Source organism: Enterobacter sp. Lyrl_3, from assembly GCF_051948675.1.
GTDB classification, from domain to species: Bacteria; Pseudomonadota; Gammaproteobacteria; order Enterobacterales; family Enterobacteriaceae; genus Enterobacter; species Enterobacter cloacae.
On the sequence record NZ_JAYJLI010000001.1, the window covers coordinates 258,510 to 280,476 of the forward strand.

A 21,967-nucleotide genomic window follows, 5' to 3' on the forward strand; every position below is an offset into this window, starting at 1 on the left:
CCTTTTTTACGACCGATAAAAAACGCCGCAATGTCTGCGGCGTTTTTTTATGCTGAGAGGGGTTAAAACGGATACGCGTTATAGCCCATCTGCTCAGAAATCTTACGCGCGGCGGTATGAAGAATAGCAACATACTCATGCAGACGCTCTTCTGAGAAGCGCAGCGTCGGGAAGGAGATACTCAAGCCCGCAATCACCACACCAAAGCGGTCAAATACCGGCACACCAATGCAGCGCAGCCCTTCTTCCTGCTCTTCGTTATCTTCGCCATAGCCCTGCTCACGTACCTTATCAAGCACCGTCAGCAGTTCGTCCGTGCTGGTGATGGTACGCTGGGTACTGCGTTTGTACTCCACCCCATCCAGAATCTGCTTCACTTCTTCACGGTCGCGCCAGGCCAGCAGAACTTTGCCGATAGCCGTGCTGTATAACGGATTGCGACGCCCAATGCGAGAGTACATGCGCAGGTTATACATTGAGTCAATTTTATGGATGTAAACAATGCTGTCTTCATCCAGAGCACCCAGGTGAATGGTTTCTTTGGTCAGACGAGAGAGCTCACGCATCTGGATATCTGCACTACGCACCAGGTCAACGTTTTGCAGCGCACGGGCACCTAATTCGAACAGTTTCAGCGTCAGAGAATATTTTTCAGACTCGCCTTCCTGCGCGACATACCCCAGTGACTTCATGGTTTGCAAAAAGCGATAAACGGTGCTTTTCGACATCATCACACGCTGCGACAATTCTGTAATACCAATTTCACGCTCTTCTCCGAGCGCCTGCAGGATGCCAAACACCTTCAGCACGGAAGAAACAGAATCGGGTTGTTTATCCAAATCTGCAATTGCCATTCATCACCTCATAGAGAGTGTTTTATAAAAATCAGAACCGGTTTTTATTATAAATTCCCGTCATGCCTGCTGCAATCAATCCGCGTTTACTTCGTTACAAATCTGCGACATAAAGCGGTTGTAACAGTGCTAAAATAGTTACCCTGAGAATAATTTCACACTGAGCTATTCATCCCACATGGAAAAAAAACTGTCCGATGGCCTGCCTTTACCCCAGCGGTATGGCGCTATCGCTACGATTATCATCGGTATTTCAATGGCCGTACTCGACGGCGCGATTGCCAATGTTGCCCTGCCTACCATTGCCAGCGATCTGCATGCCTCACCCGCCAGCTCAATCTGGATTGTTAACGCTTATCAGATAGCGATCGTGATCTCACTGCTCTCGTTCTCGTTTCTGGGTGATATGTTCGGCTACCGGCGGGTGTATCAATGCGGTCTGGCTGTGTTTACCTTAACCTCCCTGTTCTGCGCCCTCTCTGATTCGCTGCATATGCTGACACTGGCCCGCATTGCGCAGGGTTTTGGCGGCGCGGCGCTGATGAGCGTTAATACCGCGTTGATTCGCTTAATTTATCCTCAGCGCCATTTGGGGCGCGGAATGGGGATAAACTCCTTCATTGTGGCGGTATCCTCGGCCGCCGGGCCCACCATTGCGGCGGCTATACTGTCTGTCGCCTCATGGCAATGGCTGTTCGCCATCAATGTGCCGCTGGGTATAGTGGCCATCTTCTTTGCCCTGCGCTATCTGCCGGGGAACGGCCCCAAAAGCACCATGCCTCGTTTTGATATCGCCAGTGCGGTGATGAATGCGCTGACCTTTGGCCTGCTGATTACGGCCCTGAGCGGCTTTGCGCAGGGTCAATCACTCCTGCTGACCGTCGCAGAGGTTGCTGCTCTGCTGATCATTGGCTACTTCTTTGTTCGCCGCCAGCTCGCTTTGCCTGTGCCGTTACTGCCGGTGGATCTGCTGCGTATTCCGCTTTTTTCGCTCTCAATATGCACCTCCATCTGTTCGTTCTGCGCCCAGATGCTCGCCCTCGTCTCTCTCCCCTTTTTCCTGCAGAGCGTAATAGGACGTTCGGAAGTGGAGACCGGACTGCTGCTGACCCCATGGCCGCTGGCAACGATGGTGATGGCACCGCTGGCAGGTTATCTCATAGAGCGCGTGCATGCCGGATTACTGGGCGCGCTGGGACTGGCGGTCATGGCGGCAGGTCTGTTTGCGCTGGCGCTGCTTCCCTCGCAACCTACGGATCTGGATATTATCTGGCGTATGATCCTCTGCGGTGCCGGTTTTGGCCTGTTCCAGTCGCCGAACAACCACACCATTATCACCTCCGCACCGCGCCACCGCAGTGGAGGAGCCAGTGGCATGTTGGGTACCGCGCGCCTGCTGGGGCAAAGCACTGGTGCGGCACTGGTCGCCCTGATGTTCAATCTCGCCGGGCAGAATGGTAATCACCTTGCGCTCCTCACCGCAGGTGCACTTGCTACCCTTGCCGCGATCGTCAGCGGCCTGCGCGTCACGCAGCCCAGCGTACAGGCATAAAAAAGCCGGGCGGAGTTTCCTCCGCCCGGCTCAGACTGCATCTTCAGCGTTACTTCAGGTATTCCCCACTGCGCAGCGCTTCAATACGTTTATCCAGCGGCGGGTGAGACATAAACAGCTCGCTCAACGATTTTGATTTACCGTTAATGCAGAATGCCATCATGCTGTTAGCTTCCTGCGGCTCGTAGCTGGTTTTCAGACGCTGCAGGGCAGCAATCATCTTCTCACGACCAACCAGTTTCGCAGAGCCGGCATCCGCATGGAATTCACGGTGACGGGAGAACCACATGGTGATGATGCTGGCCAGAATGCCGAACACCAGTTCCAGAACCATCGATACCGCGAAGTAGATCAGCGGGTTACCGTTGCTCTCTTCACCTTCATCGCGGTTTCCACCCATAAAGCCAGCGGCGATCTGCGCCAGAATACGGGAAATAAAGATCACAAAGGTGTTCACCACGCCCTGAATCAGCGTCATGGTTACCATGTCACCGTTCGCAATATGGCTGATTTCGTGCGCGATAACCGCTTCGGCTTCGTCACGGCTCATGTTCTGCAGCAGCCCGGTACTTACGGCAACCAGCGACGCATCGCGACGGGCACCCGTAGCAAAGGCATTGATGTCCGGCGCATGGTAAATGGCAACCTGCGGCATGGCGATCCCCGCCTGCTTAGCTTGCTGCGCCACCGTATTCATCAGCCACTGCTCCATATCGTTGCGCGGCTGTTCAATGACCTCACCACCTACCGATTTCAGCGCCATCCACTTCGACATCAGCAGTGAAATAAAAGAGCCACCAAAACCAAACAGCAGCGCCATAATCAACAGACCCTGAACGCTACTCGACTGAATTCCTGTCAGGCTTAGCACCAGCCCGAATACCACCATTACCGCCAGGTTGGTGAGCAGGAAGAGCGCGATTCGCATCATAATTTTCTTTTAACCTCAGTTTAACAAAACGCACTATGCGATTACCCACATCGTATGGGTATTGTGGCTATTTTCAAGCATCCGAAGGGCGTAAGTCACCAGAAAGACACAACTTTACACAATTGGAAATCTGCCTGACGGAAGGATGCAGAACAAAAAGAAACAGGCACAATTTCTTGTGCCTGTTGGGGATTATTTTGCCGGAGCGGGTTGCTCGGCGGGCCTGGCTTTTTCGAGTTTCGCCAGGTCAAGAGCGATATGTACCGTCTCGTCCAGGTACGGATCCGGCTCCTGGTAATCTTTTGGCAGATCGTCCAGTTTCTTGAGCAACGGCTTACCTTCACGTTTGAAGCGATCGTTGATACGCGCCAGACGCGTTGCATCATCCTCATTGTTCTCTTTCTCACGCTGAGCGTAGTTCAGAGAAACAATATTCCGTTTTTCTTTCAGGGCATTAAAACGGGCAATGTCCTTCATGATGTACTGGAATTCAGGATCTTTCGCGATGCGTTCGTTGTGGTCTTTCAGTAGCTCCGGACCAAACTGGGTCATATCACCGGCTTTCACGTAAGTCGCGGCATTGATGCTATCCCACGGCAACGCGTTATCTTCAAACTTCTCACCGGTTTCCGTCTCTTCCGTGCCTGTCGGCATCATGATGTCTGGCGTCACGCCCTTACGCTGCGTACTGCCGCCGTTCACACGATAGAATTTCTGAATGGTGTACTGAACAGACCCCAGCGCAGGCCATTCCGGACGCAGCATCTGATCGTAAATACGATTCAGAGAACGATACTGCTGGACGGTACCTTTACCGAACGTCGGCTCACCCACGATCAGCGCGCGACCATAGTCCTGCATTGCAGCGGCAAAGATTTCTGACGCTGACGCACTGAAGCGATCGACCAGCACCACCAGCGGGCCTTTGTAGTAAACCACACCATCATTGTCGGCATCTTCACGCACTTTACCGTTGTTATCGCGCACCTGCACGACCGGCCCAGACGGGATAAACAGGCCAGACAGAGAAACGGCTTCTGTCAGTGCACCACCGCCGTTGCTGCGCAGATCGATGATCACGCTGCTGACGTTCTGCTTCTCAAGCTTCTGCAGCTGCACTTTTACGTCATCGGTCAGCCCTACGTAGAAGCCAGGGATATCAAGTACACCCACCTTCTCTTTACCGACGGTTTTCACCGACATTTTCACCGCGCGGTCTTCAAGGCGAATACGCTCGCGGGTCAGGGTAACGATACGGGTTTTGGTGCCTTTCCCGGCAGGCAGAATTTCAAGACGAACTTTGCTGCCTTTCGGACCTTTGATCAGCGCAACCACATCGTCCAGACGCCAGCCGATGACATCAACCATGTTCTGCCCGGTTTGGCCTACACCGACAATGCGATCGCCTACGCTTATCGCTTTGCTTTTTGATGCCGGGCCACCCGCAACCATGGAGTTGATCACCGTGTAATCGTCGTCCATCTGCAGCACCGCGCCGATACCTTCCAGAGACAGGCTCATTTCGGTATTGAACTGTTCGGTGTTACGCGGGGAGAGATAGTTCGTATGCGGGTCGATTTCGTGGGCAAAGGCAGTCATTGCCAGCGAGAAAACATCTTCGCTGTTGGTTTGTGCCAGACGACGAATGGCAAACTTGTAACGGCGCGTCAGCGTGTCACGGATCTCTTTCTCATCTTTGCCAGTGAGCTTGAGACTCAGTTCGTCGTACTTCACTTTGCTGTCCCACAGCGCGTTCAGCTCGGCTTCGTCTTTCGGCCAGGGCGCTTTACTGCGGTCCAGATTAAAGGTGTCGTTGCCGGTGAAGTCCATCGGACGTTCCAGCACTTTCAGCGCATATTGATAACGTTCAAAGCGGCGCTTTTGTGCCAGGTTATACAGATCGTAGAACAGATCCAGCTTGCCGGAACGCAGCTCATCACCGACGTCGGATTTACGTTTGGCGAACTGCTCGACATCGCTGGCGAGCAGTACGTTATGGCTGTAATCCAGCAAGTTCAGATAGCGGTCGAAGATTTTGGCCGAAAAGGCCTGATCGAGATCGAACTGACGATAGTGCGAACGGGTGAAGCGTGACGTCACACGCTCGCTCACCGTCGCGTGCTGCGTCTCTTCCTTGAGAACCGGAATTTGATCAACACGCGTAATATCGTCCACTGCGAAAGCATGGCCTGTTATGGCAAACAGGCCGGCCAGCGCGGTGAGCTTAAAAAAAGTGTTCATGCCAGGCTTGGCCTCCGTTTCAGAACAACAAGTGTTCTGCGCGTACAATCATTGACATACCAGAAGTCAGCTGTACACGAACGCCATCTTTGGTGATTTCCATAACGGTGGCGTCCATTGCATTGTTACCCGCTTTTACCTTAAGTGCCTGACCGACGCTCAGGGCGTTGATGTCTGAAACCGGAGTGTGGCGCTGCTCTTCACGAGGCGCGCGCGGGGCTTTAGCTGCTGGTTTGTCAGCACGCGGTTTGCGATCGTTATTTTCGTTGCGACGCGGTGCAGGACGCGGTTTACGCTCACGGCGAGGCGCTTCTTCCTGGCCGTTTGCCGCAGCGGCTTCACGTTTTTTCGCCTGCTGTTCTGCACGTTGTGCCTGAACGCGTGCTTTGGCTTCTTCAAGCTGCTTACGCGCATGCTCGACGTGCTGCTCGTCCAGCTCACCACATGGGTTGCCGTCAAGATCCACGCGAGTCGCGCCCGGTTTGATACCGTACAGGTAACGCCAGCTCGAAGTATAAAGACGTAAGGCGGAACGCAGCTGAGTTTTGCTGAGGTTCATTTCCCCCTCAACGCGTGCTACCAGATCCTGAAAAATACCGACTTTCAGGGGACGAGCTTCGCCTTCAGCGCTGAAGCACTGTGGGAAACGCTCGGCCAGAAATGCGATAACTTCTTTACTGCTATTCAACTTAGGTTGATTTTCCATGAAATTTCCTGATTACAACGGACGTTGCCAACAAGCGCAGGCATGAACAGGCGTCATTATAATGACGCTATCAGTAAATGCTACGTTATCCGTTGATTATCCTGCGACGCTCGCAAAGAATTTTTGATAATCGGTTGCTGCAAGAACGTTTTCCAGATTCGCCACCAGCTCGCGCAGCCCCTGTTCGTCCTCGATTGTAAAGCGACTGAAGACCGTACTGTCGATGTCCAGAACGCCAATAATCTGATTTTTTACCACCAGCGGCAGCACGATTTCAGAATTACTGGCGGCATCACAGGCAATGTGCCCGTCAAACGCATGCACATCTTCCACACGCTGTACCTGATTCTCGGCGACTGCCGTGCCGCAGACACCCCGGCCGACCGGAATGCGTACGCAAGCCAGTTTGCCCTGGAACGGCCCCAGCACCAGCGTTTCACCTTCCAGAAGATAAAAACCGGCCCAGTTCACGTCAGAGAGACGTTCAAACAGCAATGCGCTAGTATTTGCCAGAGTGGCTAAGAAGCTGGTCTCACCCGCCATCAATGCCTTAAAATCGCGGTTCAGGTCCGCGTAGAATTCTGTTTTGTTCATTCTTCAATCACTTAGTTGTCTTACAAAATTACCGCATAGCCTATTAAAATAAGCATTAAATGCGCTCATGCTCAAGATGAATCCATTCATGAGTTATTATAACTTTCAACAATACCTATTTGTGCGCAACTGATGGCCTTAAAAACAACCAAAATCACGCCGACAAAAAAGATAACTGTCCATACGGTAAGCGCAGCTTTGCCTCGTGCACATTATCAGCGTTGCCCCCAGTGCGATACGCTTTTTATGTTGCCGAAGATGAAATCGCACCAAAGCGCCTTTTGTCCCCGCTGCGACGCCAAAATTCGTGACGGCCGCGACTGGTCATTAACCCGTCTCGCCGCCATGGCGGTCACCATGCTGCTGTTGATGCCCTTTGCCTGGAGCGAGCCGCTGCTGAAGCTCTACCTGCTCGGCGTGCGCATCGATGCCAACGTGCTGCAGGGGATCTGGCAGATGACGCGCCAGGGCGATCCGGTGACCGCAGCCATGGTGCTTTTCTGTACCGTTGGTGCACCGCTGGTGCTGGTCGCCGCCATTGCGTATCTCTGGTTCGGTAATATTCTCGGCATGAACCTGCGCCCGGTGTTGCTGATGCTCGATAAACTCAAAGAGTGGGTGATGCTGGATATCTATCTGGTGGGCGTTGGCGTGGCCTCCATAAAAGTGCAGGACTACGCGTTTCTGCAACCGGGCGTTGGCCTCTTTGCTTTTATCTGTCTGGTATTGCTCAGTATCCTGACGCTGATCCATCTCAACGTTGAGCAGCTCTGGGAGCGATTTTACCCGCAGCGCCCCGCCACGCGCCCGGACGAGAATCTCCGGGTCTGTCTGGGCTGCCACTACACCGGGCTGCCCGATGCGCGCGGCCGCTGCCCACGCTGCCATATTCCCTTGCGACTGCGGCGCAACAACAGCCTGCAAAAATGCTGGGCCGCCCTCATTGCCTCGTTGATATTCCTGCTTCCTGCCAACATGTTGCCGATATCCATTGTTTACGTGAATGGCGGGCGGCAGGAGGATACCATCCTCTCGGGCATTATCTCCCTTGCGCACAGTAATATTGGCGTGGCGGCAATTGTGTTTATCGCCAGTATTCTGGTGCCGTTTACCAAAGTGGTAGTGATGTTTACCCTGCTCATCAGTATTCACTTTAAATGTGAGCAAGGTTTACGTACCCGTATCCTGCTCCTGCGCTTCGTTACCTGGATTGGCCGCTGGTCGATGTTGGATCTGTTCGTGATTTCGTTGATGATGTCGCTGATTAACCGCGACCAGCTACTTGCTTTTACAATGGGACCCGCAGCTTTTTATTTCGGCTCTGCGGTGATATTGACTATTCTTGCTGTGGAATGGCTGGATAGCCGCTTACTTTGGGATGCACATGAGTCAGGAAACCCCCGCTTCGCCGACTGAAGCGAGAATTAAAACAAAACGCCGCATTTCGCCATTCTGGTTGCTGCCTGTCATCGCCCTGATGATTGCAGGCTGGCTTATCTGGACGAGCTATGAAGATCGCGGAAGTACCATCACCATTGATTTCCAGTCTGCCGACGGCATTGTGGCCGGACGTACCCCGGTGCGTTTCCAGGGGGTGGAAGTCGGTACCGTCCAGGATATCTCCCTTGGAAAAGGGCTGAATAAGATTCAGGTGCGGGCCAGCATCAAATCTGATATGCAGGACGCGCTGCGTAGCGAAACACAGTTCTGGCTGGTCACGCCAAAGGCCTCTCTGGCCGGGGTGTCCGGTCTGGATGCGCTGGTTGGCGGGAACTATATCGGCATGATGCCGGGTAAAGGTGAGCCACAGGATCACTTTGTGGCGCTTGATACGCAGCCCAAATATCGTCTCAATAACGGGGATCTGATGATCCACCTGCAGGCGCCGGACTTAGGGTCACTCAACAGTGGCTCGCTGGTGTACTTCCGTAAAATCCCGGTGGGCCGGGTGTACGATTACGCCATCAACCCCAACAAGCAGGGGGTGACTATCGATGTGTTAATTGAGCGTCGCTTTACCAATCTGGTGAAAAAAGGCAGCCGTTTCTGGAACGTTTCCGGCGTGGACGCTGACCTAAGCCTTAGCGGTGCGAAAGTGAAGCTTGAAAGTCTGGCCGCGCTGGTCAATGGCGCCATTGCCTTTGACTCCCCGGAAAATTCCAGCCCTGCCGCCGCAGATGACACGTTCGGTCTGTATGCCGACCTGGCGCACAGCCAGCGTGGCGTGATCGTCAAACTTGCCCTGCCCGATGCCAAAGGGTTAAAAGCCGGTTCTACGCCGCTGATGTATCAGGGTCTGGAGGTCGGTCAGCTCACCAAAATGACGCTCAATCCGGGCGGTTCCGTAACCGGGGAGATGACGGTTGACCCAAGCGTGGTAGATCTTCTGCGCGAGAAAACGCGTATCGAAATGCGCAGCCCGAAACTGTCCCTGAGTGATGCCAGCATCAGCAGCCTCCTGACAGGCAGTACCTTCGAGTTGATCCCCGGCGAAGGCCAGCCCAGCAACACCTTTGTGGTTGCCCCGGCGGATAAAGCCCTGCTGCAAAAACCCGGCGTGGTGACCATTACGCTGAACGCGCCGGAAAGTTACGGTATCGAAGCCGGTCAGCCGCTGATCTTACACGGCGTGCAGGTAGGCCAGGTGCTGGAGCGGTCGTTGTCGGAAAACGGTGTGAGCTTCTCCGCCGCAATCGATCCGCAATACAGCAATCTGGTGCATGGCGACAGCAAATTCGTGGTTAACAGCCGCGTAGACGTGAAGGTTGGGCTGGACGGCGTTGAATTCCTCGGAGCCAGTGCGAGCGAGTGGGTGAACGGCGGGATCCGCATCCTGCCGGGCAGCAAAGGTCCTGTCCGCGACAGCTATCCGCTGTATGCCAATCTGGATAAAGCGATTGAAAACAGCATGAGCGATCTGCCGACCACCACGCTGACGCTGAGTGCGGAAACGCTGCCGGACGTTCAGGCAGGCTCAGTCGTGCTGTATCGCAAGTTTGAAGTTGGGGAGGTCATCACCGTTCGCCCTCGTGCAGACGCCTTTGATATTGAACTGCACATCAAGCCGGAGTATCGCAAACTGCTTACCCCGAACAGCGTCTTCTGGGCGGAAGGTGGTGCAAAAGTTCAGCTTAACGGTAGCGGGCTGACCGTGCAGGCCTCCCCGCTCTCTCGCGCGCTGCGCGGGGCGATCAGCTTCGATAACCTGCCCGGCGCGGGCGGCAATATGCGCAAGGGTGACAAGCGTATCCTCTTCCCGTCTGAAACCGCTGCACGTGCGGTTGGCGGGCAGATTACCCTGCACGCCTTCGATGCCGGAAAGCTGGCGGAAGGAATGCCTATCCGCTACCTGGGCATTGATATCGGACAGATCCAGAAGCTGACGCTGATCACCGCCCGCAATGAAGTGCAGGCCACCGCGGTGCTTTATCCGGAATATGTGCAGACGTTTGCCCGTTCAGGCACGCGTTTCTCCGTGGTGACGCCGCAGATCTCGGCCGCGGGCGTTGAGCATCTCGACACCATCCTGCAGCCGTATATCAACGTCGAGCCTGGCCGTGGCAACGCGCGTCGTGATTTTGAACTGCAGGAAGCCACCATCACCGACTCGCGCTATCTTGATGGTCTGAGCATTGTGGTGGAGGTACCGGAAGCCGGCTCGCTTAGCATCGGCACGCCAGTTCTGTTCCGCGGTATTGAAGTGGGAACGGTGACCGGCCTGACGCTCGGGACGCTCTCCGACCGCGTGATGGTGGCGTTACGCATCAGCGATCGTTACCAGCATCTGGTACGGAATAACTCGGTGTTCTGGCTGGCCTCCGGCTATTCGCTGGACTTCGGCCTGACGGGTGGCGTGGTGAAAACCGGTACGTTCAACCAGTTTATTCGCGGCGGTATTGCTTTCGCCACGCCGCCGGGTACACCGCTGGCGCCGAAAGCACAGCCGGGCAAACACTTCCTGCTGCTTGAAAGCGAACCTAAAGAGTGGCGTGAGTGGGGAACCGCCCTGCCGCGTTAATCTCAGGGCTCCGGTGTCAACGCGCCGGAGCCTTTATGTTACACTGCGCACCTGAACTTTTCCCTGTGGTGTGCCCGTGGCTCAAAACTCCGTATATCTTCCTGAACAATTCCTGGCGCAGATGCGCGAGGCGCTTCCTTCTCACCTCTCGTTAGACGATTTTATCGCCGCCTGTCAGCGACCGTTACGCCGGAGTATTCGCGTCAACACGCTGAAAATCAGCGTCGCGGATTTCCTTGCGCTGGTATCACCTTACCACTGGCAGCTCACGCCCGTTCCGTGGTGTGAAGAGGGTTTCTGGATCGAACGGGAGGACGAGGCGTCACTGCCGCTGGGCAGTACCGCCGAGCATTTGAGCGGTCTGTTTTATATTCAGGAAGCCAGCTCAATGCTGCCGGTTGCTGCGCTGTTTGCCGATGGCAACGCGCCTGAACGGGTCATGGATGTGGCTGCCGCCCCCGGTTCAAAAACCACGCAGATTGCCGCCCGCATGGCTAACCGCGGGGCCATTCTCGCCAATGAGTTTTCAGCCAGCCGCGTGAAGGTGCTGCATGCCAACATCAGCCGCTGCGGCATTCAGAATGTTGCCCTGACGCATTTCGACGGACGCGTGTTTGGCGCCGCCCTGCCGGAAGCGTTTGACGCCATACTGCTGGACGCTCCCTGCTCCGGTGAAGGCGTGGTACGCAAAGATCCCGATGCGCTAAAAAACTGGTCAGTTGAAAGCAACCTCGACATTGCCGCAACGCAGCGCGAACTGATCGACAGCGCGTTTCATGCCCTTCGTCCAGGCGGTACGCTGGTTTATTCCACCTGCACGTTAAACCGTGATGAAAACGAAGACGTCTGCCTGTGGCTGAAAGCGCAATACCCCGATGCGGTTGAGTTTCTGCCACTGAATGACTTATTTGCCTCGGCTGAAGACGCCATCACCCCGGAAGGTTTCCTCCACGTATTCCCGCAGATTTATGACTGCGAAGGTTTTTTTGTCGCCCGTCTGCGTAAAACTGCCGCCATCACACCACTGCCCGCGCCAACATTTAAGGTCGGTAATTTCCCCTTCACACCGCTGAAGAGCCGTGAAGCAGAGCAGGTCACCACCGCAGCCCGCATAGCCGGACTGAACTGGAATGACGATCTTCACCTCTGGCAGCGCGATAAAGAGATTTGGCTTTTCCCGGCGAACATCGAACCGCTTATCGGCAAAGTTCGTTTTTCCCGAATCGGGATCCGCCTGGCGGAAGTGCATAACAAAGGCTATCGCTGGCAGCACGAGGCGGTCATTGCCCTTGCCGGCACGGCTAACACCTTCGCGCTGACGCATCAGGAAGCTGAAGAGTGGTACCGGGGGCGCGATGTGTATCCGGAAACGGCCCCTTCTCAGGATGACGTTGTGGTGACGTACCAGGGATACCCGCTGGGACTGGCAAAGAAAGTGGGTTCGCGTCTGAAAAACAGCTATCCACGCGAACTGGTGCGCGATGGTCGCTTGTTTACCGGTAACGATCGCGCCGACTAAAAAAAGCGCACTTTTTTACTGGCGATTTTGCTCTCCTTGTCTACGATCAAAAATGGATGGCTGTACTGGTCATACCAGATTTTGACAACACACCCGGAGAGCATTATGACGAAAACCAGCGTGCGAATTGGCGCTTTTGAAATCGACGACGCAGAGTTGCGCGGCGAAACCCAGGGCGAACGAACGTTAAGTATTCCCTGCAAATCCGACCCGGATTTGTGTATGCAACTGGATGCCTGGGATGCCGACACCAGCGTTCCGGCAATCCTTGATGGCGAACATTCCGTCCTTTACCGCGAGCATTACGACAGTAAAACCGATGCCTGGGTCATGCGTCTTGCCTGACCAGAGAGAACCCGCCCGAAGGCGGGTTATTTATTACTGCAACTGCGCCAGCGTGAAATAGCCGTCAAACACCGCGCCGGTATCAATGTAGTGCAGGTTGTCAAAATCATATCGCTTATCCAGCGGCGTATGACCAAACCAGAAGTGATCCGCCCCGCGAATTCCCTGCCCTTTTCCTGCCATAAACCCCATTAGCCGATCCCGATCCCACAGCACCCGCTCAGCGCTCACCGGCTGCCGCCAGCGATATTCCGCTGCCGGATAGTCAGCATGAGCAATGACATTCAGGCCGTTTGTGCAGGTTATCTCAATAATCAGCGGCAACTGTCGGCACGCTTCTAACAGGGTCAGCGCCTGCTGCTGTTGCGAATCATCAAGCTGCGAGAACCAGCTTCCACCATTCATCAACCAGAGCGCAAAGTCGTTATTTTTCACGCTGTCGATTGCCATTTGCTCATGGTTCCCCCGGACTGCGCGAAACCATTTTTCATTGATCAGTTGCAGGCACTTAACGCTGTCAGGGCCCCGATCAATCAAATCCCCAACGGAGATCAGCAAATCCTCATAAGGATTAAAAAGGCGGCGTTTCAGTTCGTCCAACAGCCACTGATAGCAACCGTGTATATCGCTCACAACCCAGACGTGACGCCACTTTCCACCATCGATTCGCTGATACATAAGGCCTCCCTGAATAAGTATAGCCGCATCAGAAAATGCAAATATCAGCGCCGGGCATCACAAAGCCAAACAAACGCTAAACCAAACGGAAATAAACCTTCCCGCGCTATTAATCCCTTTTTATCGGGCCTTTAAAATAAGCGCTAAATAAAAGAGAGGTTTCAACGTGTCCAATACTCACCTGCATAACGATGTGCTCTATCCGCATCGTACACATATTATTTCCGACCTGGTCAACGGAAGATGCGTTCCGGGCCCCATCTGGAAAAAGCGTGAGTATCGGCTGAAATTCCTGTTACGCTCGCTTCTGTTCTGGTCTTCTACCCGACGCATGCTTGAGGCACTCTCTGGCCGGGATGACTTCGATCGGTTACTGGCCGCGCAAATCACGTTACCCAGTAAAACCCACCGCCAGTACTTGATGCGCGGCCTGAATGCCGGCGACCGTGCTGACGCGATCGTCAGCCACTACCACTGGATTGATGGTCTGAAAGACCCCTTACTCGCCCATGCGCTGACCAGCCCTCAGGAGCAACCTGTCGTGCAGTTCAGGGCTAAAAATGAGGTGCTCTATACCGTCAACGCCTCCTCCGCTCACAAAGCCGAGCGCGAAGGTGAAAGCACACTGTGGCTGCGCGATGACGAGAATACCTTACTCGCAAGTCTGACCTTCACTGTTGCGCACAGCGCGGGACAACGGGTACTGGTGATCGGCGGTCTTCAGGGGCCTCGCCGTGGCGTCACGCGCGATGTGATAAAACAGGCTACCCGCGCCTGCCACGGTCTGTTCCCAAAACGCGTACTGATGGAAGTGATTTTCCAGCTGGTCGCACAGTCAAACATCCGCGCCATTTATGCCGTCAGTGATGAGGGCCATGTTTTCCGCGCGCTGCGTTATCGCCTGAGCAAAGGCCGTCATTTCCACGCCAGCTACGATGAGTTTTGGGAAACCCTGGACGGTAAGAAACGCTCGACCTTCTGCTGGCAGTTACCACTTGAGATGGCGCGCAAATCCCTGGACGAGATTGCCAGTAAGAAACGGGCAGAATATCGCCGCCGCTTTGAGCTGCTTGATGAAATTAAAACGGCCATCAACGCCCGCTTTTAACCCTGCGTCTTGCTTTTGCCAACCACATACAAAAATTTAACAAAACCGTCAAAAAGGGCTGGACTTCCGCCTGCCGTAGTGTGGTATGGTTGAAGGCGGTTCACTGGAAGTGTCCCTTCTGAGAGAGTCGATAAGTGGATTTTGTCGCTACTTTCAATCAGATAAAAAGAGACCGAATACGATTCCTGTTTCCGCTACAACCAGCCCTTTTTGATATAATTCATACTGTTACATGTCAGAAACCCGTTAAATACGGGTTTCAATGCTTACCAATACATCCATTCAAGATCAAACCGTTGCTATCTTTTTCGAGTGAGCGACGAGTGAACTTCGGGATCGCTCCGATCCGAAAAACATCCCCTCTTTTGCGTAGCTCCTTCCAGTTTCGCAACACGCTGCTTTACGCATTTCATCCTCATCAGCATAATCGCCCCGAATCCGTTTGTAAGACTTAACCAGCGCGCGCTACTTTTTCTCCCTGCCCTATACTTTCAGTCTGACTGACTGGAGGTTTCTATGTGTGGACGTTTTGCACAAGCCCAAACCCGTGAAGAATATCTGGCTTACCTTGCCGACGAAGCCGATCGCGACATCGCATACGACCCTGAGCCTATTGGCCGGTACAACGTGGCGCCCGGTACAAAAGTCCTGCTGCTGAGTGAACGCGACGAGCAGCTGCATCTCGACCCGGTGTTCTGGGGTTACGCACCCGGGTGGTGGGATAAAGCACCATTGATAAACGCGCGGGTCGAGACGGCGGCCACCAGTAGGATGTTCAAGCCTCTCTGGCAGCATGGCCGGGCGATATGCTTCGCCGACGGATGGTTCGAGTGGAAAAAAGAAGGCGACAAGAAGCAGCCATATTTCATTCACCGAGCAGACGGCCAGCCGATTTTTATGGCGGCGATCGGCAGCACACCGTTTGAGCGCGGCGATGATGCGGAAGGTTTTCTCATTGTGACATCGGCTGCGGATAAAGGTCTGGTAGATATTCACGACCGTCGGCCACTTGTTTTGTCGCCAGAAGCCGCCCGGGAGTGGATGCGCCAGGACATAGGCGGGAAAGAAGCTGAAGAGATAGCGGCCGACGGTGCCGTGCCGGCCGACAAGTTTATCTGGCACGCCGTGTCGCGCGCCGTGGGGAATGTTAAGAATCAAACACCAGAACTGATAAACCCAATTTTAAAACCATAAGAAAAGTATTTTACTGATAAAAATAATCAACGCCCCTTTGCATCACCAAACATCTCATAATCATGACTAGTTGAAGGAGACCATCCTTTTTTCAAACTATATGTCTCGGTGCCATCTAAATTATAAATTTTAAATAACCACCCTTCGTAAATACCATTTTCAACAAGTTTAACAGCATCCCAGGAGTCTATAAAGTAATTATAGGAAACAATCACCACATCTACCTGACCTTTCAAAGGCTCATTTAGATGTAATGTGGTTTTCCCCCTTGAATAATAATCATTATATGTTTGCCCGGTGCTAATTCCATTTGCACTACGATAGTTATTGGCGAAAGCTACAACATCAGCAATCATAGTAAGCTTCTTAGTAGGCTCAATCGCTTTTACTTGAGATCTAAAATAATTTTTTGTTTCTTCGTCAAATTTACCAGATTTATCTGCAAGTATATCACCAACAGTATAACTGTGTGTTTTTGCATATTCATCGATTTTCGAAGAATAGACTTTTAACTTCTCGATATAATCTGCCTTATCTTGGTTCTCATTATATATCAATATGCTATAACCTACCCCACATAAAACCAATATTGCTATAATCATGCTTGCAAAAATCTTCGCAGCTATTTTCCCTGGTTTAAGGAGCTTAACAATCACGATGACAAGTAATAATGCTACTAAAAATAATACTAAGTTTAACATTTTGGCTATTTCCTTATTGAACTATTGTATCTTACCAGTACAACGTAGCTCATGTCATATAGCCCTTATGAAATATCATGCGAATCACTTTACCCGCAGCAGATCCGAGATCCTTGTTGTATAACGCGGAGAAAGCATTTCACGCTTCATCTGCCACTGCTGCTGAATGCCCTGCCCGGCAAAGTAGAGCGTACCTTTTCCGTCTTTAGCGTTCAGGTGATCGAGTACCTCCATCAGCCTGTCACTTCCTGCGCGCGGAGCGTTTTCATCGAATAAGTTTAGCTGGGCTACGCCCTGGCTGAAGAAGTCACCCAGCATTACTCCGGCTTTCTGGTACCGGTGTCCGTCTTTCCAGATTTTGTCCAGGCACTTTACCGCAGCGTTGATGATGTCGCGGGAATCCTGAGTGGGGGTAAGAAGCTTCACTGACGCGCTGTTACCGTAATACGGCTCATTTAGCGCAAAGGGGGAGGTTTTCACGAATGCAGATATAAAACGGCAATACTGGTGCTCGCCACGTAGTTTTTCAGCGCCACGGGCCGCATAGCTGCAGATGGCCTGACGCATCTGCTCATATTCTGTGACGCGCTCTCCGAATGACCGACTGCAGACGATTTCCTGCTTTGCCGGTGCAAACTCCTCCAGATCGAGGCATGGCTCGCCGCGCAGTTCGCGTACTGTTCTTTCCAGCACGACGTTGAAGTGTTTGCGGATAATCCAGGTGCTCTGCTCCGAAAGGTCGAGGGCAGTTTTAATGCCCATGGCATTGAGCTTCTTGCTGATGCGCCTGCCGACGCCCCAAACGTCCTCCACCGGAACCAGAGCAAGCAGTCGGCGCTGGCGATCGATATTTGACAGGTCCACTACCCCGCCCGTTTGCCGCTGCCATTTCTTCGCGGCGTGGTTGGCCAGCTTCGCCAGTGTCTTCGTCTGGGCAATGCCAACACCAACGGTGAGGTGCGTACGCTTCAGAACGGTAGCGCGGATCTCTTTGCCGAACTCCGTCAGGTCCCGGCAGTTGCGGACACCTGTCAGGTCGCAAAAAGCTTCGTCGATACTGTAAATTTCGACGCGGGGGCTCATTTCTTCGAGCGTCGTCATTACACGGTTGGACATATCAGCGTAAAGTTCGTAGTTACTGCTGAAGCAAACAACACCAGCGCGCCGGAACAACTCTTTTTGCTTGAAGAACGGCTCACCCATGGTAATTCCAGCGGCCTTGGCCTCGGCGCTACGTGCGATTACACAGCCATCGTTATTTGAGAGAACGACAACCGGCCGCCCTCTCAGGTCCGGCCTGAATACAGTCTCGCATGATGCATAGAACGAATTCACATCACAGAGCGCAAACATATTCAGCTCGCAGATTTCACGATGAAAGTCACGACGCCGAAAACGTCCAGCGTGTCTTCGCTGCCAACAACAATCGGGCTGTAGGCGCTGTTCATAGGATTGAGTTGCACGGTCGGACGCAGCTGCAGGCGTTTAACAGTGAACTCCCCTTCCACAGCGGCGATAACAATGTCACCGTGCTCAGCAGTGCGCGAGCTGTCGACTACCAGCAGATCACCGTCGCTGATACCGGCTTCGATCATAGAATCACCCGCGGCTTTGACGAAATATGTCGAACTCGGGTGAGCGACAAGTAACTCATTGAGATCGATGCGCTGTTCAACGTAGTCAGCAGCTGGACTCGGGAAACCACACTGCACTAAGTCACTGAAAAGCGGGATAGCAATAATTTCGCGTAACTCTGCCGGTCTGAAGAACTCCATGATGCTTACCTCGAATACTGTTTTTATATACAGTAGTTTTAACTGAGGTACTGATCAAGATGGCCGTTCGTTTCTGTGTGGCTACTTCCTGGCCGCTTCGCTTCTAAGCGGCTATAGCAATTAGTTTTGTTGTGTTTGTAAATTTTTGATGGGAGCGGTTCAACTGCTCATTTTGAATACTACATGAAGGGGTTTTCATCTGAAGAAACTGGGTGAATGGTATGCGTAACTACACCTACCAGGCGAACGTCATCAAGCGCCTCGCCTTCAATGGCTTCACCATCATCAGTAATGAGCGCGTCACCGGCCCAGTACGCATGCTGCTGGCGGCCGCAAAACCAGATGAGCAATGTGTCTCCGCACTTTAATGCCGATGCGTTCTCAATGACATCATAGCACCCATGCGTTTCAACAATGCTCGCAGATGTAGGAAGAAGCGGTTCAGTGGCTGCAACAAAGGCGATATTGATGTCTGCTGAGCGTGGCATAGGAACCTCACAAAACAACTGTATGCATACACAGTATAAAGCAGCAATGGATGTCTGTAACTTAAATTTTTTTGCGCGGCATGTGAACACTTCAGGATTTTTCGGATAGAAAAAACTTAAGTATTATGAATCAAACACATTTATGTATTATCATCACAATCCTTTTTAGGAGATTGAGACATCACATGATTAGGTCTGTGCAATACCTGCGAGGAATCGCGGCCATGATGGTTCTTCTGCATCATGTCTACAGAACAATGTTAATAAACAGAGGGTATCTTCCAGATTGGTTGCACAATGCGGTTGCAGGGAGTTTCTCATCTGGAGTAGATATTTTCTTCGTTATCAGCGGTTTTGTGATCTATTTATCAATATCTGAGCGACCTAAATCACCTCTTCAGTTTTTATCAGACCGAATTGCAAGAATAGCACCTGCGTACTGGTTGTACTCCGGGATTTTTGCATTAATCATAATTTACTATCCTTGGACACATCCATCCAGCGCTTTTGAATTATCACATTTTATAAAGTCACTGCTTTTCATTCCTGCCAGAAATCCAGCGGATATGAATTATTACCCCACACTTATCGTTGGATGGACGCTGAACTTTGAAATGGCATTCTATTTAATAATGTCAATTTCTTTGGTGTTCGGCGTTAAATATTTACATTATTTTATCCTGGCATTTTTAGTAGTTATTAACTTATTCGCTACAAAGTCACCTCTAACTGAGTTTTACGGAACAACACGTATTTTTGAATTTGCATTAGGTGTAATGATAGGTAGATTATACTTAACAAAAATTAGTATTTTCAACATTAGCGAAAGCATAAGCACATTAATTCTAATTCTTGCATTTTACGTTCTTCTCTTTGTTAATGGAGATATATTCCTGACGAGTGGAATTCCTTCAGCCCTTATTGTATTCAGCGCTATATGCTTGAATAAAAACCTTAAACAAATTGACTTCATGGATAGACTTGGTGACTCATCATACACCCTCTATTTGTCGCATAAAATTTTTATCTGCCTCGCTGTAATAATTTGCAAGGATTTCAATTATGGATTTGAGTTGATGGCAATACCAGTCATTATCATAAGCTTGATTTATTCATTCTCAACATATAAATACGTTGAAATAATACCTTCGAAGGCAATTAAAAATAAAATACATATTCTTAGCAATAAATCAATTTAAAGTCGCAGGAGAGGCCCGCCAATGTGCGGGCCACACTTATTACGTGTTTGAGTAAGTTAGCCTTCCCCAGTCAGTCCCGAGTACGTGAGATGCACCAGTTGTCAACCGTATCCATCCAAATGTTAATGTTCCTGGAGAAGAGCTGTAAACAATATCTCCAGCCCTGAATGCACCATTGGCTGGAATGGATGATACACTGGTCAAACCTGGAATCCCTGGTTCTTTAGTGATCTTATCACCAGCGCTACCAACAACAGATGTGAAGTTCGCATAACCCACAAAGTTACTATCAGAAAGAAGTTTGTTGCTGTTGGCGAATGTCACTGGTGTTGTGTCGGTGCTAAGCCAGTTTACAGCTTGGTTTGCGCCAGAACTTGCTGGGCATATTAATTTGAACGTGCAGTCTCGAATGACTGGAGATGTATAGTTATTTGGGTTCCTGAACCATAGTCCTATATAGTTACCTGATCCTCCAGATTTATCAAAGTTGGGGATATCAATATCAAAGGAACATCTTTCAGCAGCAGCCACGAGCACCCCTGCGTTAGAGATTGAGCTCCCTTTTATTTTGATTGTGGTATCTTTCACGTTACCCAATATCCCAACCTGAGCGGCAAAACCAGCCCCTGTTACGTTGATATCAAAAGAACACCGGTCTGCTGAATGAATAATGCTGGCTGCTCCAGTGCCAACAGTATCTGCCATCCCAACTATAGAGCTGTCCTGACATCCAGTCATGCGGATTGAACCCATGGTTTTAACGTAGGCTTGTTTAATGTGACAGTTCTTAATTCTCATTAGGTCAGACATACCAACCAATCCAACGCCTACACTGCCTGCGTTGATCGCAACTGCAAAATCAACGGTAAAGTCACGAACCAGGAAGGTATTTCCAGGATCTGCATTTGGCTCTATATCAAGGCCACCGGGTTGCTGAACCCCTTCAACAATGCCTCCGACATTTTCTGAGCGAAAGTAATCGATATGACCACCATCGCAACTGGTAATGGATACCCCATTTCGGCCATCTTTTGTGCTGTTATAGATATTGACGTAGCCAATATACAAATTTTTTGCGTTTACATAGCTCACGACATCACGGGTGATGTAGATCCCGTCACCTCGGATTTCTTTAATGTCAGCGAAGGGGATCTTAATGTTCTGTGCTCCATGCACGATAACATTAAAGATATGCTCTCTATTATACTGATTTGCTTTGTTTCCATCACCACGATAATAAAGAGTAACATCGTTGACATTGCTTCCTAGGATAAGGCCGCTCCAGCTACCGGCAAGGTTATTTGAACCATCCGTATTAGGGCTCATAAGATGATACCCTTTGAATATTATTGTGGTCCCATCCCATCCACCACCATTCAGTACAACCCCGGCAAACATGTAATATCCAGAATCAAAAACGATGACTTTGCCTTTGTTTGAGTTTATAAATGCGCTTACCTGAGCTGACACTTCAGTGCCATTGTTTGGTATTCCGGCGTCCGCTGTCGCAAACACCATATTTTTCCTGCGATTATTTAATTCGGCACCAACAGTATTAGCTGGATATGAAACTGTTGCATCATAACCAGATAATCCCGCTCCAGAAGGTTTAGCAAGATCTTTCCTTAGCACATCAGCTACATCGACAGGCTGCCATTTCCCAGGGCCAGTGCCACCAGCAGATGACGGCGTTGATCCTGCTGGTACAGTTTTTGGAAGCGAAGAGAGGTCATCCCATCGATACCAGATTCCGGTTGATGTATCTTGCAGCAGATCGCCAGGGTTCTGAACTGTTCCCCCGGCCTGGAATGAGCCCTTCAGGTTCCATCCAAGGCTATAAATTTGCTCTAATACGAGCTGTTTCAGGCCTTCAATCGTGTAATGAGCAATGCCAAAGCGGTCGATGTACTGAAGAGCCAGAGAGGTTACAAACTCATCGATTTTCCCGGCGTTAAATTTCAAATCGCGTGGGGACTCGCTCGGAACCGAATTCTGAGTAGGTGTAGTAGCCATATTGATTCCATAAAAAAACCCGGCACGGTGGCCGGGTTCGGTTGGTCGGGG

Annotated in this window: 19 protein-coding genes; 9 read left to right on the plus strand and 10 right to left on the minus strand. The window is 51.6% G+C overall.

All coding sequences use genetic code 11. From position 1 onward, the window contains the following. Window positions 1–62: 62 nt before the first annotated feature. Window positions 63–854, minus strand: a complete 792-nt coding sequence (gene kdgR / locus VF709_RS01330; RefSeq protein ID WP_013096122.1) for a DNA-binding transcriptional regulator KdgR — start codon at window positions 852–854, stop codon at window positions 63–65. A gap of 178 nt (window positions 855–1,032) precedes the next feature. Here kdgR and VF709_RS01335 point away from each other — a divergent pair, with 178 nt between their 5' ends. Further along, window positions 1,033–2,406: an MFS transporter gene (locus VF709_RS01335; RefSeq protein WP_038419904.1), complete on the plus strand. Its 1,374-nt coding sequence runs from the start codon at window positions 1,033–1,035 to the stop codon at window positions 2,404–2,406. A 49-nt stretch (window positions 2,407–2,455) separates the two neighbouring features. Here VF709_RS01335 and htpX read toward each other — a convergent pair whose 3' ends face one another. The 4 genes from htpX to VF709_RS01355 all read right to left on the minus strand — a co-directional run bounded on the left by htpX (window position 2,456) and on the right by VF709_RS01355 (window position 6,878). Next, window positions 2,456–3,337, minus strand: coding sequence for a protease HtpX (htpX, locus tag VF709_RS01340; protein WP_013096120.1), 882 nt, complete (start codon window positions 3,335–3,337; stop codon window positions 2,456–2,458). A 192-nt stretch (window positions 3,338–3,529) separates the two neighbouring features. Then, a complete protein-coding gene (prc, locus tag VF709_RS01345; RefSeq protein WP_013096119.1) occupies window positions 3,530–5,578 on the minus strand; it encodes a carboxy terminal-processing peptidase in 2,049 nt (682 codons plus the stop codon). Window positions 5,579–5,597: 19 nt separating this feature from the next. Further along, on the minus strand, window positions 5,598–6,284 hold the full coding sequence (gene proQ, locus VF709_RS01350) for an RNA chaperone ProQ (protein ID WP_023620460.1): 687 nt from the start codon (window positions 6,282–6,284) through the stop codon (window positions 5,598–5,600). Between the two features lie 96 nt (window positions 6,285–6,380). Next, window positions 6,381–6,878, minus strand: coding sequence for a GAF domain-containing protein (locus VF709_RS01355; RefSeq protein WP_013096117.1), 498 nt, complete (start codon window positions 6,876–6,878; stop codon window positions 6,381–6,383). A gap of 132 nt (window positions 6,879–7,010) precedes the next feature. Here VF709_RS01355 and yebS point away from each other — a divergent pair, with 132 nt between their 5' ends. The 4 genes from yebS (at window position 7,011) to VF709_RS01375 (ending at window position 12,760) form a co-directional block, all read left to right on the plus strand. Next, entirely contained in the window at window positions 7,011–8,294 is a 1,284-nt protein-coding gene (yebS, locus tag VF709_RS01360) for a membrane integrity lipid transport subunit YebS (RefSeq protein WP_045903173.1), read from the plus strand. Continuing rightward, the gene (locus VF709_RS01365) at window positions 8,263–10,896 is read left to right on the plus strand and encodes a PqiB family protein (RefSeq protein WP_038419908.1); all 2,634 of its coding nucleotides are present in this window, start codon (window positions 8,263–8,265) and stop codon (window positions 10,894–10,896) included. Before yebS ends, VF709_RS01365 begins: the two co-directional genes overlap by 32 nt. A 76-nt stretch (window positions 10,897–10,972) precedes the next feature. Further along, window positions 10,973–12,415, plus strand: coding sequence for a 16S rRNA (cytosine(1407)-C(5))-methyltransferase RsmF (gene rsmF, locus VF709_RS01370; protein WP_038419909.1), 1,443 nt, complete (start codon window positions 10,973–10,975; stop codon window positions 12,413–12,415). A 105-nt stretch (window positions 12,416–12,520) separates the two neighbouring features. Beyond that, on the plus strand, window positions 12,521–12,760 hold the full coding sequence (locus VF709_RS01375) for a YebV family protein (protein WP_013096113.1): 240 nt from the start codon (window positions 12,521–12,523) through the stop codon (window positions 12,758–12,760). A gap of 33 nt (window positions 12,761–12,793) precedes the next feature. On the opposite strand, the gene pphA is transcribed toward VF709_RS01375, so the two are convergent. Next, complete coding sequence (pphA, locus tag VF709_RS01380; RefSeq protein ID WP_038419910.1) at window positions 12,794–13,438, minus strand: protein-serine/threonine phosphatase; 645 nt, start codon at window positions 13,436–13,438, stop codon at window positions 12,794–12,796. 166 nt (window positions 13,439–13,604) lie between these two features. On the opposite strand from pphA, the gene VF709_RS01385 reads away from it, so the two are divergent. After that, a complete protein-coding gene (locus tag VF709_RS01385; RefSeq protein ID WP_020690823.1) occupies window positions 13,605–14,546 on the plus strand; it encodes a VirK/YbjX family protein in 942 nt (313 codons plus the stop codon). A gap of 516 nt (window positions 14,547–15,062) precedes the next feature. Further along, window positions 15,063–15,740: an SOS response-associated peptidase gene (locus VF709_RS01390; protein WP_440230711.1), complete on the plus strand. Its 678-nt coding sequence runs from the start codon at window positions 15,063–15,065 to the stop codon at window positions 15,738–15,740. 26 nt (window positions 15,741–15,766) lie between these two features. On the opposite strand, the gene VF709_RS01395 is transcribed toward VF709_RS01390, so the two are convergent. The 3 genes from VF709_RS01395 to VF709_RS01405 all read right to left on the minus strand — a co-directional run bounded on the left by VF709_RS01395 (window position 15,767) and on the right by VF709_RS01405 (window position 18,216). After that, the gene (locus VF709_RS01395; protein ID WP_440230713.1) at window positions 15,767–16,441 is read right to left on the minus strand and encodes a hypothetical protein; all 675 of its coding nucleotides are present in this window, start codon (window positions 16,439–16,441) and stop codon (window positions 15,767–15,769) included. An 84-nt stretch (window positions 16,442–16,525) separates the two neighbouring features. Then, the gene (locus VF709_RS01400; RefSeq protein WP_440230715.1) at window positions 16,526–17,794 is read right to left on the minus strand and encodes a Y-family DNA polymerase; all 1,269 of its coding nucleotides are present in this window, start codon (window positions 17,792–17,794) and stop codon (window positions 16,526–16,528) included. A gap of 2 nt (window positions 17,795–17,796) precedes the next feature. Continuing rightward, entirely contained in the window at window positions 17,797–18,216 is a 420-nt protein-coding gene (locus tag VF709_RS01405; protein WP_045909003.1) for a translesion error-prone DNA polymerase V autoproteolytic subunit, read from the minus strand. A 221-nt stretch (window positions 18,217–18,437) separates the two neighbouring features. On the opposite strand from VF709_RS01405, the gene VF709_RS01410 reads away from it, so the two are divergent. Then, complete coding sequence (locus tag VF709_RS01410) at window positions 18,438–18,584, plus strand: hypothetical protein (RefSeq protein WP_440230717.1); 147 nt, start codon at window positions 18,438–18,440, stop codon at window positions 18,582–18,584. A 305-nt stretch (window positions 18,585–18,889) separates the two neighbouring features. Continuing rightward, entirely contained in the window at window positions 18,890–19,903 is a 1,014-nt protein-coding gene (locus tag VF709_RS01415; protein ID WP_440230719.1) for an acyltransferase family protein, read from the plus strand. A 39-nt stretch (window positions 19,904–19,942) separates the two neighbouring features. Here VF709_RS01415 and VF709_RS01420 read toward each other — a convergent pair whose 3' ends face one another. Continuing rightward, window positions 19,943–21,916, minus strand: a complete 1,974-nt coding sequence (locus tag VF709_RS01420; RefSeq protein WP_440230721.1) for a hypothetical protein — start codon at window positions 21,914–21,916, stop codon at window positions 19,943–19,945. Window positions 21,917–21,967 lie beyond the last annotated feature (51 nt).